The following is a 14,750-nucleotide window of genomic DNA, read 5'->3' on the forward strand; positions in this document are numbered from 1 at the left end:
GAATTTGTTGGTCGGAATATCACTGTGGTTTCCCATACGGCGTAAACGGACCAACAAACCAGTTTCCAGAGCTTGATCAGTCAAACTGATCGAACAGACGCAGACTCTATCCCAAGGAGAGCGGGATAGGATCCTTTTGTTCTGGAACTTTGCCCGGCTAATTTAGCCGGGCTTTTTCTTTTCTGAAACCTGCTTTTGAAAGTCACTTGGGTATAGTTGTTGAGATTTTTCAAGAAAAGGGCACAATCGCTTTAGCTTCGCATCTTGCGAATAAACGAACTCATACAAATGGATGTTAAACGCTGGCGCTATGAAAATTATTGTTGATGAAAATATGCCGTACGCTGAAGAGCTATTCAGCCAACTCGGTGAAGTGATTCTAAAACCCGGTCGTACACTGACAGCCGATGATTTAGTCGATGTAGATGCACTAATGATTCGCTCAGTTACCAAAGTAAACGCAGAACTGATCAGCAAAGCAAACAAGCTGAAGTTCGTTGGTACGGCAACGGCGGGCATGGATCATGTTGACCAAGCGCTTTTAAAAGAGAAGGGCATTTTCTTCACCGCTGCACCAGGATGTAACAAAGTTGGCGTTGCCGAGTATGCGTTCAGCGTTATGATGGTGCTAGCACAACAGCAAGGCTTCTCTGTTTTCGATAAAACCGTTGGTATCATCGGTGCGGGCCAAGTCGGCAGTTACCTTGAGAAATGTTTGAAAGGCATGGGCATCAACGTGCTTATCAATGACCCATTCAAACAAGAAGAGGGCGATTCTCGCAGTTTCACTCCGTTAGCAGAGCTTATCGAACGTTCTGACATCATCACGCTGCACACACCTATCACTAAAGATGGTCCACACCCAACGCATCATTTGATTGATGAGAAGGTGTTAAATGGTCTTCGTAGCGATCAAATTCTTATTAATGCGGCGCGCGGCCCAGTTGTGGACAACCAAGCGCTGAAGCAGCGTTTGCTGAAAAACGACGGCTTTACAGCGGCACTCGACGTATTTGAATTTGAACCAGAGGTTGATATGGAGCTTCTGCCTCTGCTAGCATTCGCAACCCCTCACGTTGCAGGCTATGGTCTGGAAGGGAAAGCTCGCGGTACGACGATGATTTTCAACAGCTACTGTGAGTTCTTAAATAACGAATTACGTGCGCATGCCAGCGATTTACTGCCGACCGCGCCTGTCCCGACTATGGTATTGGACAGAGCATGGGATGAAGCAACGCTGCACAACATCACGCAGTTAATCTATGATGTGCGTAAAGATGACGCTCTTTTCCGCCGCGAAATCAGTAAGCCAGGCTCTTTTGACCTGATGCGTAAAAACTACTGGGATCGCCGCGAGTACAGCGCTGTCACGCTAGTGGGTAACGAAACATGCAATCTTGCACCATTAGCAGAACTAGGTTTTCAGGTTGAGGTAAGTCAATGAGCCAGCAATACAATGTTGCCGTATTAGGTGCGACCGGTGCGGTCGGTGAAACAATTTTGGAAGTGCTTCAAGAGCGCAAATTCCCGGTAGGTGAAATCTTCCTACTTGCGAGTGAGCGTAGTGAAGGCAAGACTTACCGCTTCAATGGTAAAACGGTACGTGTTCAAAACGTAGAAGAATTCGATTGGTCTCAAGCGCACATCGCACTGTTCTCTGCTGGTGGCGAACTGTCAGCAAAATGGGCTCCAATTGCCGCTGATGAAGGTGTTATCGTTATCGATAACACGTCGAACTTCCGTTACGAATATGACATTCCTTTGGTTGTGCCAGAAGTAAACCCAGAAGCGATTGCAGAATTTCGTAACCGCAATATCATTGCAAACCCGAATTGTTCAACCATCCAAATGCTGGTGGCACTAAAACCAATTCATGATGCAGTGGGCATTGAACGTATTAACGTTTCAACTTACCAATCTGTATCGGGTGCAGGTAAAGCAGGTATTGATGAGCTAGCAGGTCAAACAGCGAAGCTGCTAAATGGTCTACCTGCTGACAAGAAGCAATTCTCTCAACAGATCGCGTTCAACTGTATTCCACAAATCGACCAGATGATGGAAAACGGCTACACCAAAGAAGAAATGAAAATGGTGTGGGAAACGCAAAAGATCTTTAACGACCCATCAATCACAGTAAACCCAACTTGTGTACGCGTACCTGTATTCTATGGTCACGCAGAAGCGGTTCATATTGAGACTCGCTCACCAATCGATGCACAAGAAGTGATTAACTTACTTGAGCAAACAGATGGTATTGAAGTATTCCACGGTGAAGACTTCCCAACACAAGTTCGTGATGCGGGCGGCAAAGACCATGTAATGGTTGGTCGTATTCGTAACGATATCAGCCATCACAGTGGCGTGAACCTATGGGTTGTTGCCGATAATGTTCGTAAAGGCGCAGCAACCAACGCAGTTCAAATTGCAGAAGTTCTGATTCGCGATTACTACTAAGTCGACCACGTTAAGAACCTTAAAGCCTCGCACTATGCGAGGCTTTTTTGTTCGAATAGCGTAAAATTGTGTGAGATTAGTACGAATATGGTGAGAGCCACACATTTTTTACCCTCAAAGCTATAGTTTTGAGGGCTATATCCGATATATTTAACCGATCACTATTTCAAATTGTTACTAGCACCAAACTGAGCCTTCTATGCGTCAAAATTATAAGCGTTTGTTAGCAGCCCTTGTGCTGATGAGCGCGACTCAGACATCGTCATTGGTTCAAGCCGAAGGTATTCGTCTTGTAGGACCCTCTGGTGAAGTGCAAGCGTCTCCGAGCTTTGCTGAGGAGATTGAACGAGCGTTGCCCGCTCCACCTAAAAATGACCAACCGTCGCGCTTCTTTGGCCCGACAGGTCAAAATGAGACTTTATGGTCGATCGCTTCTCAATTGCGACCTTCTCGAAATGTTTCCGTACAACAAACGCTGCTCGCCATCTATAGAATCAACCCTCAAGCGTTTGATAAACAGAATATCCACGAACTGATTCCTGGTAGTCGATTACGTGTCCCTTCTCTGGAGCAAGTGCAAAGCGCAACAACTGCGCAAGCTGTTGCCATTATGAAAGCGCATGAAGCTCGACTCACTCAGCCAAAAGCAACGCCTACTCAACCTGTAAAACCGAAAGTTGAGCCGCCAAAACCAGTGGTTGAAACCGCAAAGCCAGATCCAAAACCAGAGGCTGCGAAACCAGAAGCTCCGAAACCAGAGCTGGTAAAAGTGGTAAAACCTGAGACGCCAGTGCCTGCAGTGACCACCTCACCAGAAGGCGAGAAGCAAGTCAGTGCACTGAAAGACAAGCTGCAAGGCTCGCAAAGTGAATTGGAGTCTTTGGAAGAAAAGAATCATCGCCTGCGTTTGATGCTTTCTGAAGTACAAAGCGAAGTTGAAACGCTGAAAACATCGTTGAATGACGAAGAGCGTATTCGCTCAGAAGTTGAAAAATTGTTAGCTGAAGAGCGTCAGCGTGTTGCCGAGCAACAGCGTATGCAGCCAAGTACGATGGATAAAATCCTATCGAATGGCTGGCTTGTTGGTCTTGCTGCGTTGATTCCGGGTGCGTTAATCGCCTTGTTAGTCGTGATGATACTTGGTCGTCGCTCGAAAGCGAAAGAGGAAGAAGCGGCTGCGCAAGAGCAGCAAAGTACAGATCCTCTTGCTGCGCCAATTGGTTTAGCAGCTGCGGATGAATTAGACGAAGAGCTGAGCCTTGACGACGACTTGTTCGGAGATGATGACGAAGCTGAAAACCTATTCGAACAAGAAGAACAGCAAACTGAAGAAGAGGATGTCTTCGGGAACCTTGATGATGACGAGCTTGACTTCAATCTTGAAGGTGATGATGGCGAGGACCCATTTGCTGGCATCGGTGACGATGGCGATTTAGACGTTGGCTTTGATGAATTTGATTCCTCTAGCAATGGCATCAAGGTTAATGGCGAAGAAAAAGCCCTGGGTCTTGAAGAAATGGAGCGCGCCTTGGATGAGGTGGCACCTGAACTTGAAGTGCTAGATGATGATGATGCTGGCTTCGATCTTTCTGACGAAGATGGTTCTGATGCGATGTCTGATGATGCTTTTGCTGAATTACTCGCAGCTGATGAACCGGCAGAAGAGCTGCAAACAGATGGCGTAGACCAAGCAATGTTGGACGACTTGTTTGCTGACCTAGATGGTGATGATCTCAATCTGGACGTTGAAGAAGATAAGCCAGCTGTAACTGAGAACGCATTTTCAGCTGGTGAAGCAACGGACGATGACATCGATAAACTGCTAGCACAATACGAGCAACCAACATCAAGCGAATCAGATGATGATGTATTTGATGAACTTGAGGCGCTTTCCGGTCTAACAGAAAACGACTCAAGTGAAGATGACGCATCGGCGCTTCTTGATGAGTTGATCGGCGAAGATGATGGTGAGTCCCTTAACGAGCTTGACCCTCTTGAAGAGCTAGAGGGTATCGCGGGCTTGAGCGAAGAGCCTGCGATCGACGAAGACAGTACCGATTTACTCGATGAGTTGATTGGCTTTGATGATGAGGACTCATCCGACGATGACTTTGATCCGCTTGATGAGCTAGAAAAACTATCAGGTTTCGAGAATGACGATGCTCTGGCAGACATTGATGAAAATAGCGTTGATTTGTTGGACGAGCTGTTAGATGACGATAACGAAGAATCGCACAGCGAACCGAACAGTGAAATTGACCCATTTGATGATCTAATTCGTGAAGATGACGAACCAGAGAACATTCAAGATGATGAAGACCTGCTTGCCTCGCTTGGTTTTGATGATTTAGAGCCTGTAGAAGAGGAAGCGTTAACTTCGACTCCTCAACCTACTGCTGGCGTCGAATCAACATTAGATTTAGAAGATGAAAAAGCGGCACTTGGATTAGATTCCGGTTTGGATATAGATGCGCTGCTTAGTGACAACCAACCAGAGGCTGAAAGTCAGCCTCAGACTGAGCCTCTCAGCACAGAAGCTGAAGCCGAGCAGTCTGAATCCGATGTTAATTTCAACAGCAATGATTTCTTTGGTGACCTAGAAGATGCTTCACCAAAGCATGACCCGTTAATGACGGAGCTGGATGATCTCTTCGATACCGACAGCGAAGCTCTAAAACCTGCAGAGCAAGAAGGTGCGGACTTTGCTGCAGAGCTTGACGCATTGATTGGCGGTGAAACGGAATTCGCGGATGAGGCGGAGCTTGAATCCGAGCCAGAAACATCAGTTGAAGAACCAGCGGTGGAAGAAGAATCTGTTGAGCAGCTTGATACAGCGGAGCTTCCATCAGACGACGTGCCACAAGTGAACCAAGCTGAAAGTGAATCTATTGCAACTTCTGATATTGAAGAAGAGCCTGCTTTCACTCCGACGCCGAACACAGTTGAAAATGAATTTGGTATTCCTCAAGAGGAAGATTGGCTAGTTGATGATATTGAGCCTGAGGGCAAAACAGAGCAAGAGCCAGTCGCAGCTAACTCAACTGCATCTAATATCGATGAAGAAGAGTTCAACCTCGACGACTTAGAGCTTCCTGAATTCAGCGAAGAAGATGCGCTAGCGTCAATGGCAGAGGAGCCAGCGCTAACAGAATCGGAAACAGCCGATGTTGAAGCGCCAGTTGCGGACGCGGAAGAAGAGTTCAACTTTGATGAATTAGAGCTTCCTGAGTTCAGCGAAGAAGATGCGCTAGCATCAATGGCAGAAGAGCCTGCGCTAACAGAATCGGAAACGGCCGATGTTGAAGCACCAGTTGCGGACGCAGAAGAAGAGTTCAACCTCGACGACTTAGAACTTCCTGAATTCAGCGAAGAAGATGCGCTAGCGTCAATGGCAGAAGAGCCAGCGCTAACAGAATCGGAAACAGCCGATCTTGAAGCGCCAGTTGCGGACGCAGAAGAAGAGTTCAACTTTGATGAATTAGAGCTTCCTGAGTTCAGCGAAGAAGATGCGCTAGCGTCAATGGCAGAAGAGCCAGCGCTAACAGAATCGGAAACAGCCGATGTTGAAGCACCAGTTGCGGAAGCAGAAGAAGAGTTCAACTTTGATGAATTAGAGCTTCCTGAGTTCAGTGAAGAAGATGCGTTAGCGTCAATGGCAGAGGAGCCAGCGCTAACAGAATCGGAAACAACCGATCTTGAAGCGCCAGTTGCGGAAGCAGAAGATGAGTTTAACTTCGACGACTTAGAGCTTCCTGAATTCAGCGAAGAAGATGCGCTAGCGTCAATGGCAGAAGAGCCAGCGCTAACAGAATCGGAAACAGCCGATCTTGAAGCACCAGTTGCGGACGCAGAAGAAGAGTTCAACTTCGACGACTTAGAGCTTCCTGAATTCAGCGAAGAAGATGCGCTAGCGTCAATGGCAGAAGAGCCAGCGCTAACAGAATCGGAAATGGCTGAGCCTGAAGCACCAGTTGCGGACGCAGAAGAAGAGTTCAACTTTGATGAATTAGAGCTTCCTGAATTCAGCGAAGAAGATGCGTTAGCGTCAATGGCAGAGGAGCCAGCGCTAACAGAATCGGAAACAGCCGATCTTGAAGCGTCAGTTGCGGAAGCAGAAGAAGAGTTCAACTTCGACGACTTAGAGCTTCCTGAATTCAGCGAAGAAGATGCGCTAGCGTCAATGGCAGAGGAGCCAGCGCTAACAGAATCGGAAACAGCCGATCTTGAAGCGCCAGTTGCGGAAGCAGAAGAAGAGTTCAACTTCGACGACTTAGAGCTTCCTGAATTCAGCGAAGAAGATGCGCTAGCATCAATGGCAGAAGAACCATCAACTGCTGAATCTGACACTATTAGTCCAGAAGCATCGAATGAGCGCTTAGAAACGCCTCAGCCAGTGTTGCAAGCTGATAATGACCACGATGCTTTGTTCGAAGTCTTTGCGCAACCAGAAGCTTTCAGTGCCGATGTGGAGCCAGAAGCGAACAATGCCTTTGAGTCAGAGTTAAATGACTTCGAAGAATCAGCGATGGCGAACCTGTTATCGGAAAATGCTGAATCTGAGGTCTTTGATGGCAAGCTAGATAGTGACACGATTGCAAGCGCTGGTATGGACTTCGAGACTATGCTGGATGTTGGTGATGACTGGGACGGCTTTAAACTGTCGCCAGAAAGTACTTCATCAGCAACAGAGGTACCAGAAGATCAGCGTGAAGTATGGAGTTCGTCTGACGCGTTAGCACAGCCAGAAATCGCGCAAGAAAACTGGGGTGAGCAAGAAGACTTAACGGACTTTGATCCTAAGAAGAATCAATTCATGACGATTGATGAGTTGATGGCGCAAGTGGATAAAGACGGTGGCGAGTTTGAAGAGCAAGATCTCAAACTCGATGTGGGTCTGAACGAATTTCCTGACGTGATTGGTGATATTGGTGATGTCGATGTAGATACCAATGCAGAAGCTGCAGGTAAGCTGGATCTCGCAAAAATCTACCTTGAGATGAACGATCCTCAAGGCGCGATTAAGTTGCTAGAAGAAGCGATTGTCTACGGAGAAGATGATATTCGCCGAGAGGCTAAAAACCTCATCGATACGATTAACGGTAGGTAACTAAAAGGGCAGCAAACGCTGCCCTTTTTGTATCTGGAAGGACTTACGTATATACTTCCCGCCCCATTTTAGAGTTCGAAGGTTAAAATGAGAATCGCATTAGGTATCGAATACAACGGTACAAACTACTTTGGCTGGCAACGTCAAAGAGAAGTGAAAAGCGTCCAAGAAGAGCTAGAAAAAGCATTGTCTGTGGTAGCGAATCACCCTGTTGAAGTTCAGTGTGCAGGTCGTACAGACGCTGGTGTGCATGGCACTGGTCAGGTTGTTCACTTTGACACCAACGTGAGTCGTAAAATGGTGGCTTGGACTATGGGTGCAAATGCAAACATGCCAAGTGATATCGCTGTCCGCTGGGCAGTGGAAGTGAACGATGACTTTCATGCTCGATTCTCTGCAACTGCGCGTCGTTATCGCTACATCATCTTCAATCATGCACTGCGTCCAGGTATTTTGAATTCTGGGGTGAGCCACTACCATGGTGAACTTGACGAGAAGAAAATGCATGAAGCAGGGCAGTATCTATTGGGTGAGAACGACTTTAGCTCATTCCGTGCTGCGCATTGCCAATCATTGAGCCCATTCCGTAACTTGATGCACCTTAACGTAACTCGTCATGGTGACTACATCGTGATTGATATCAAAGCCAATGCATTTGTTCATCATATGGTGCGCAACATCACCGGTAGCTTGATCAAAGTGGGTCGTGGTGAAGAAAAACCAGAATGGATAAAATGGCTACTAGAAGCGAAAGACCGCAAATTAGCAGGCGCGACCGCCAAAGCTGAAGGCTTATATTTGGTGGATGTGGACTACCCAGAAGAGTTTGGATTGCCACTTGTGCCGATCGGTCCGTTGTTTTTGCCAGATAATTTGAACTAAATTTGCGATTTTGTTTCAAAATATCGGTACTTTAGGCTGGATACGTGCTGAAACTGTGCGTTATTAATGATATCAAAAATAGGTACAACCAGTTTTTTATCTACAGTCGCGGCAAGATATGTTTTAATCCATCCGCAATATTCCCGAATTTATATCTTTCGCAATGAAGCGGAAGAGTTGAGAGAAAAGGTCTTCCATGAGTTGGCTTGAAAAGATTTTAGAGAAAAGCAACCTAGTAAGTTCACGTAAAGCTTCTATTCCTGAAGGCGTGTGGACCAAATGTACTTCTTGTGAGCAGGTTTTATACCACGCTGAGCTTGAGCGTAACCTAGAAGTTTGTCCTAAGTGTAACCATCACATGCGTATGAAAGCGCGCCGTCGTCTAGAAACATTCCTAGATGAAGGTAACCGTGTGGAACTTGGTACTGAGCTTGAGCCGCAAGATAAACTGAAGTTTAAAGATTCTAAACGCTACAAAGAGCGTATCTCTGCTGCACAAAAGAGCAGTGGTGAGAAAGATGCACTGATCGTAATGCAAGGTGAATTGTTGGGCATGCCACTAGTGGCGTGTGCTTTTGAGTTCTCTTTCATGGGCGGTTCAATGGGTTCTGTTGTTGGTGCGCGCTTTGTAAAAGCAGTAGAAGCAGCAATTGAAAACAACTGTGCACTTGTTTGTTTCTCAGCAAGTGGTGGTGCGCGTATGCAGGAGGCGTTGATGTCTCTAATGCAAATGGCGAAAACCAGTGCGGCACTTGAGCGTCTTTCTGAGAAAGGCTTGCCATTCATCTCTGTACTGACTGACCCAACAATGGGCGGTGTATCAGCAAGTTTGGCAATGCTAGGTGACATCAACATTGGTGAACCTAAAGCACTTATCGGCTTTGCTGGTCGCCGTGTAATTGAACAGACAGTACGTGAAGATCTTCCTGAAGGCTTCCAACGTAGCGAGTTCCTTCTTGAGCACGGTGCGATCGATATGATCGTTGACCGTCGTGAAATGCGTCAGCGTGTGGGTGGTCTAGTAGCTAAGCTAACTAACCACAAGTCTCCTATGGTGGTTTCGGTTAACGAATCTCCAAATGAAGAGCCATATTCTGTACCAGAAGCGGACGAAAAAGGGTAAAGTATCAACTAACATAAAAACCAAAGAAATTAATGGTTAAAGTTAGATGACCCAAAACTCTATTCCTCAAGCCACATCTCCTCTAACGATGTGGCTTGATTATTTAACAAATCTCCACACTTCAGCGATTGACCTTGGCTTAGACCGCGTTCAAGCGGTGGCGCAAAAGGCTAACCTTACCAAACCAGCTCCTACTGTGATTACTGTTGCCGGCACCAATGGCAAGGGCTCAACATGTGCGTTGATGGAAGCCATTCTATTAGATGCCGGTTACTCTGTCGGTGTTTACAGTTCACCACACCTGATTCGCTACAATGAGCGAGTACGTATCAATGGCGTCGATGCAGAAGATAGCAAACACTGTGAGGCGTTCGATTACATCGAAAAACAGCGCGGCGAGATAAGCCTAAGTTTGTTTGAATTTGGTACGTTAGCGGCACTTCGTATTTTCCAAGTTGAGAAAGTGGATGTGGTTCTGTTAGAAGTTGGTCTAGGTGGACGCTTAGACGCGACTAATGTGGCTGACCATGACGTGTCTGTTATCACTAGCTTGGCTATCGACCATGTTGATTGGCTGGGCGATGACATCAATGTGATTGGCTTCGAGAAAGCCGGTATTTACCGTGCGGGCAAACCTGCAATTTGTGGTCAGCCAACACCGCCGGCGACGGTTGCTGCCCATGCTGATGATATTCAAGCTGAGTTTTTCCAAGTCGGTATTCAATTTGATTACCAGATAACTGAGAAAGGTTGGAAGTGGAGCAGTGGCGCATTTGATTTAGAAGATCTGCCATTGCCATCTCTACCGTTACCGAATGCAGCAACAGCGTTAATGGCTCTCGGCTGTTCAGAATTGCAAATCACTGACATTAATATCGTTAATGGCTTGAATAATGCTCGCTTGGCTGGCCGAATGCAGGTTTTGCAAACGGGTCCGGAAATCGTCCTTGATGTTGCACACAACCCTCATTCAGCTGAATACTTGGTTGAGAAGGTGAAACGTCAATACGCGGATAAGAACATCCACGTTGTGGTTGCTATGCTGCACGATAAAGACATCAAAGCAACAATCGAAGCATTAACTCCAATTGCAACGCAATGGTATCCAGCATCGCTGACAGGTCCACGAGCAGCGACAGCAGATGAACTGTGCCAATACTTACCTCAAGGTCAAGTTGAGTTCCAAGCTCCAGTAGAGGCGTTTGAGAGCGCGAAGACTCACGCAGCTCACGACGATGTCATTTTGGTGGTTGGTTCCTTCCATACTGTGGGCGAGGTGTTGGAGCATTGGCAATCAAATAATGAGTAATCAAAGGTAATTTGATGGCAAGTAAATTCCAAAGTCGTTTAGTCGGCACCATCATTCTAGTAGCGGTGGGGGTCATTGTGCTCCCTGACGTCCTAGATGGTAAGAAACTGCACTACAAAGAAGAGTTTGCCAGCATTCCTATCAAACCAGAACTTGATAGCGATGTGGAAAACTTTGAAATCTTGGAACCTGAAGAAGACAACGTTTCGTTACCAGAATCTCCGGTAACTGCGACGGTGGATGAATCTGAAGTGTCTCCAGTTGACGTTTCTGTACCAAAAACAGAGCCTGCTACTCAACCTGAACACGCGAACAAGCAGCCTGAAAAGGTAGAGGTCGCTGTTCGTCCGGTTGAAGAAAAAAATCAATATGAGGATTCGGCTTGGATCATTCAATTGATGGCACTGAAAAATCATGAGAATGCAGTTGCATTGGTAGAGGATTTACAGAAGCGCGGGTATCAAGCTCATGTAAAAAAAGAGAATACCTTTACTCGAGTAATTGTTGGTCCTGATGTATCAAAAAGTAAACTTGAACGACAGGTCAAGGAATTACAAAAAATTACAGGCTCAAAAGGTCAATTGCTTAAATTTAAGCCACTAAATCCATAAGAAAACGTTTGCGTCAGCATTTTTTCTGTTAAAATGCGCGCCAACTTAAGATGAAGAAAACATGAATTGGTTAGATTTTGTCATTTTAGGTGTGATCGGATTTTCAGCTCTGATCAGTTTAGTTCGCGGTTTTGCTAAAGAAGCTTTGTCTTTGGTGATTTGGTTCGGAGCATTTTTTATCTCCAGTAACTACTACGCCAAATTGGCGGTGTACTTCACCAATATCGAAGATGAAATGTTTCGAAACGGAGCCGCAATTGCGGCGTTATTCGTCGCAACCCTAGTGGTTGGTGCAGTGGTGAATTACGTCATTGGTCAACTGGTACAAAAAACAGGGCTATCAGGAACCGATCGAATTCTCGGTGTGGTGTTTGGTGGTTTACGCGGAGTACTGATTGTTTCTGCGGTGCTGTTTTTTATGGATGCGTTTACTGCATTCCCAAGCTCGGATTGGTGGAAAGAGTCACAGTTGGTCCCTGAGTTCAGCCGTATCATCGCCCCATTCTTCGAGCATTTAAAAGCAACATCAAGTTTTCTGTCTGGCACTATCTAGTAGTGCCAGCTACTGTCGCAAATCGAGGATTAGGACATGTGTGGTATTGTTGGAATCGTGGGCACAACGCCTGTAAACCAGTCTATTTATGACGCGTTAACGGTGTTACAGCATCGTGGCCAAGATGCCGCTGGTATTTGTACCATAGAAAGCAATCGTTTTCGTCTGCGCAAGGCGAACGGTTTAGTGAAGGATGTGTTCGAAGCAAGACACATGCAACGCTTGCAAGGTGAGGTGGGTATTGGTCATGTTCGTTACCCTACTGCAGGTAGTTCAAGCGCCTCAGAAGCTCAACCTTTCTACGTAAACTCTCCTTTCGGTATTACACTTGCCCACAACGGTAACCTGACAAACGCTCATGAAGTTCGTCAGAAACTGTTTGAAAAAGACCGCCGCCATATCAACACCACTTCAGACTCAGAAGTGTTACTTAATGTACTGGCTCATGAAATCGACACCGTTAAAGGTAACGTGACTTCTGAAGACGTGTTCCGCGCGGTGACTAATGTGCATCGCACTATTCGCGGTGCATACGCAGTAACAGCGATGATCATTGGTCACGGTATGATTGCATTTCGTGACCCTCACGGCATTCGTCCTCTTTGTCTTGGCAAGCGAGAAGTAAACGGCAGAACCGAGTATATGGTGGCGTCAGAATCTGTCGCGCTGGATGCTGTTGGCTTCGATTTTGTTCGCGACGTGGCGCCTGGTGAGGCAATTTACGCGACATTCGATGGTGAGCTATACACTAAGCAGTGTGCTGACAACCCTAAGCTGAACCCATGTATTTTTGAGTTCGTTTACTTTGCTCGTCCAGATTCATTCATCGATAAGATTTCAGTGTACAGTGCTCGTGTTGAAATGGGTAAGAAGCTCGGTGAGCGTATCAGCGAAGACTACGCAGATTTAGACATCGACGTGGTTATTCCTATTCCAGAAACATCTTGCGATATCGCATTGCAAATTGCTCAAGCGATTGATAAGCCATACCGCCAAGGTTTTGTGAAAAACCGTTACGTAGGTCGTACCTTTATCATGCCGGGACAACAGCAACGTAAGAAGTCGGTACGTCGCAAGCTCAATGCGATCCGCTCTGAGTTCAAGGGCAAAAATGTCCTGCTAGTCGATGACTCTATCGTACGTGGTACGACTTCAGAGCAGATCATTGAGATGGCTCGTGATTCCGGTGCGAACAAAGTGTTTATGGTTTCTGCCGCGCCAGAAGTTCGTTTCCCGAATGTTTACGGTATCGACATGCCAAGTGCGACAGAACTGATTGCTCATGGACGCGATAACGAGACCATCTGCAAGCAAATCGGTGCGGATGCTCTGATTTATCAACGTCTCGATGATTTAGTTGAAGCGGTTGGTCTTGGCAATCAAGACATCACGCAATTCGATACCTCTGTATTTAACGGTGAATACGTGACAGGTGATATCGATCAGCAATATCTAGATTTCCTTGATGGCTTGCGCAACGATGATGCGAAAACGCAACTTGAGATTCAGCAAGATTTAGCAAACCTAGAACTGCACAACGAAGGTGCTTAAATCGCGCTGCTAAAGACATAAAAAAACCAGAGCTTCGGCTCTGGTTTTTTGTATCTGTGCTCAACATTAATGAATGTTGTAGGCGATCACGAAGTCGATGAATAGTCGAACTTTCTCTGGTAGGTGATCTTTGTGGTTGTAAAGCATGTAGATGTCACGCGGGTTTGCGCTCCAATCTGGCAATATGCGCACGAGATCGCCACTTTCGATGTACTCTTTGATCATCACATCAGGCATCAACGTAATGCCAAGACCTTCCGAACAAGAGCTACGAACAACGTTCAGTGCGTTTGCTTGAAAACGACCACGCTCTACGTTCACCACAGACTCGCCCTTGCTGTTAATCAGCGTCCACTTGATAAGTGGTGAACCTTTTAGCAAAGAGTGGTTAGAAAGCTCTTCAGCGTGATTTGGCGCAGGGTTTGCGCTCAAGTAATCAGGACTCGCGACCAGAATGTCTTTCACTTCACCGATTTTACGTGCAATCAGGCTGGAATCACGCTGCGGGCCAACACGGAAGATCACATCCCACTCTGTAGGATCAAGTTGATCGGCGTTGCTTTCCGTTGTCAGTTCGATGTTGATATCTGGGTACTGTTTCATGAACGAATTGAACATCGGCATCATCATGCGTTTCGTCAAGTTGTACGGCGCAGAGATCTTGATCTTGCCCGATGCACCACGGCAATCATCCGTAATTTCCTCTGCTGTCGAGGTTAGGCGTTGCAGTAAAGGTGAGCATTCATGGTAAAAACGTTCTCCGGCTTCAGTCAGAGAAAGTTTACGCGCATGACGGTTCAGCAATCGAAGATTGACAGAGTCTTCAAGCGCTTGAATGCGTCGGGTGATGGTTGCCACCGGAATCATGGTTTTTCGCGAAGTTGCGGTATAGCTCCCATTTTCGACAACCAATCGAAATAGGTTTAGATCATCTAATTTCATATTTCCAGACACATTAAACTACCGTTTATGGCTAATTTATAATTAACTTTGTGATCAAAGTTTGCTTTAAGTCAACATGTTGCGTCATTTGAACACAGCAGGAGGCTCTTAGTAAATACTGATAAACAATGGAATATTTGTATAAACGTCAATTTCAGGCTACGGTTTATAACAAGGTGAAAGGGCCTGACGTCTTGCTGCACAACGTTTCGTAAGAT

The 14,750-nt window shown here is 46.3% G+C and carries 10 protein-coding genes; 9 read left to right on the forward strand and 1 reads right to left on the reverse strand.

Annotation, left to right across the window (positions count from 1 at the left end):
* Positions 1-310 precede the first annotated feature (310 nt).
* From ATB78_RS11390 to purF, 9 genes are all read left to right on the forward strand, one after another.
* Positions 311-1,444 carry a 4-phosphoerythronate dehydrogenase gene (locus ATB78_RS11390; protein WP_045415632.1) on the forward strand — a complete coding sequence of 378 codons (1,134 nt, stop codon included), beginning with the start codon at positions 311-313 and terminating at the stop codon, positions 1,442-1,444.
* The gene (locus tag ATB78_RS11395; RefSeq protein ID WP_005448028.1) at positions 1,441-2,454 is read left to right on the forward strand and encodes an aspartate-semialdehyde dehydrogenase; all 1,014 of its coding nucleotides are present in this window, start codon (positions 1,441-1,443) and stop codon (positions 2,452-2,454) included. Before ATB78_RS11390 ends, ATB78_RS11395 begins: the two co-directional genes overlap by 4 nt.
* A 199-nt stretch (positions 2,455-2,653) precedes the next feature.
* Positions 2,654-7,561, forward strand: coding sequence for a FimV/HubP family polar landmark protein (locus tag ATB78_RS11400; RefSeq protein ID WP_061008716.1), 4,908 nt, complete (start codon positions 2,654-2,656; stop codon positions 7,559-7,561).
* Positions 7,562-7,648: 87 nt separating this feature from the next.
* Positions 7,649-8,443 carry a tRNA pseudouridine(38-40) synthase TruA gene (truA, locus tag ATB78_RS11405; RefSeq protein ID WP_009698551.1) on the forward strand — a complete coding sequence of 265 codons (795 nt, stop codon included), beginning with the start codon at positions 7,649-7,651 and terminating at the stop codon, positions 8,441-8,443.
* Between the two features lie 196 nt (positions 8,444-8,639).
* Complete coding sequence (gene accD, locus ATB78_RS11410; protein WP_005452095.1) at positions 8,640-9,566, forward strand: acetyl-CoA carboxylase, carboxyltransferase subunit beta; 927 nt, start codon at positions 8,640-8,642, stop codon at positions 9,564-9,566.
* A 46-nt stretch (positions 9,567-9,612) separates the two neighbouring features.
* A complete protein-coding gene (gene folC / locus ATB78_RS11415; protein WP_061008717.1) occupies positions 9,613-10,875 on the forward strand; it encodes a bifunctional tetrahydrofolate synthase/dihydrofolate synthase in 1,263 nt (420 codons plus the stop codon).
* Positions 10,876-10,889: 14 nt separating this feature from the next.
* Positions 10,890-11,486 (forward strand): SPOR domain-containing protein, encoded by a 597-nt coding sequence (locus tag ATB78_RS11420; RefSeq protein WP_005452093.1) that lies wholly within the window; start codon positions 10,890-10,892, stop codon positions 11,484-11,486.
* Between the two features lie 61 nt (positions 11,487-11,547).
* Positions 11,548-12,039 (forward strand): CvpA family protein, encoded by a 492-nt coding sequence (locus ATB78_RS11425; protein WP_005432921.1) that lies wholly within the window; start codon positions 11,548-11,550, stop codon positions 12,037-12,039.
* Positions 12,040-12,075: 36 nt separating this feature from the next.
* Positions 12,076-13,590 (forward strand): amidophosphoribosyltransferase, encoded by a 1,515-nt coding sequence (gene purF, locus ATB78_RS11430; protein ID WP_061008718.1) that lies wholly within the window; start codon positions 12,076-12,078, stop codon positions 13,588-13,590.
* A 66-nt stretch (positions 13,591-13,656) separates the two neighbouring features.
* Here purF and ATB78_RS11435 read toward each other — a convergent pair whose 3' ends face one another.
* Positions 13,657-14,532 (reverse strand): LysR family transcriptional regulator, encoded by an 876-nt coding sequence (locus tag ATB78_RS11435; RefSeq protein WP_005439791.1) that lies wholly within the window; start codon positions 14,530-14,532, stop codon positions 13,657-13,659.
* Between the last annotated feature and the right edge of the window lie 218 nt (positions 14,533-14,750).

Origin of the sequence: Vibrio sp. CUB2, assembly GCF_001557945.1 — a bacterium.
GTDB classification, from domain to species: Bacteria; Pseudomonadota; Gammaproteobacteria; order Enterobacterales; family Vibrionaceae; genus Vibrio; species Vibrio owensii.

What these genes read in the sequence shown, in the direction of transcription:
- ATB78_RS11390 (WP_045415632.1), top strand. Translation starts at nt 311, where the DNA reads ATGAAAATTATTGTTGATGAAAATATGCCGTACGCTGAAGAGCTATTC.
- ATB78_RS11395 (WP_005448028.1), top strand. Translation starts at nt 1,441, where the DNA reads ATGAGCCAGCAATACAATGTTGCCGTATTAGGTGCGACCGGTGCGGTC.
- ATB78_RS11400 (WP_061008716.1), top strand. Translation starts at nt 2,654, where the DNA reads ATGCGTCAAAATTATAAGCGTTTGTTAGCAGCCCTTGTGCTGATGAGC.
- truA (WP_009698551.1), top strand. Translation starts at nt 7,649, where the DNA reads ATGAGAATCGCATTAGGTATCGAATACAACGGTACAAACTACTTTGGC.
- accD (WP_005452095.1), top strand. Translation starts at nt 8,640, where the DNA reads ATGAGTTGGCTTGAAAAGATTTTAGAGAAAAGCAACCTAGTAAGTTCA.
- folC (WP_061008717.1), top strand. Translation starts at nt 9,613, where the DNA reads ATGACCCAAAACTCTATTCCTCAAGCCACATCTCCTCTAACGATGTGG.
- ATB78_RS11420 (WP_005452093.1), top strand. Translation starts at nt 10,890, where the DNA reads ATGGCAAGTAAATTCCAAAGTCGTTTAGTCGGCACCATCATTCTAGTA.
- ATB78_RS11425 (WP_005432921.1), top strand. Translation starts at nt 11,548, where the DNA reads ATGAATTGGTTAGATTTTGTCATTTTAGGTGTGATCGGATTTTCAGCT.
- purF (WP_061008718.1), top strand. Translation starts at nt 12,076, where the DNA reads ATGTGTGGTATTGTTGGAATCGTGGGCACAACGCCTGTAAACCAGTCT.
- ATB78_RS11435 (WP_005439791.1), bottom strand. Translation starts at nt 14,532, where the DNA reads ATGAAATTAGATGATCTAAACCTATTTCGATTGGTTGTCGAAAATGGG.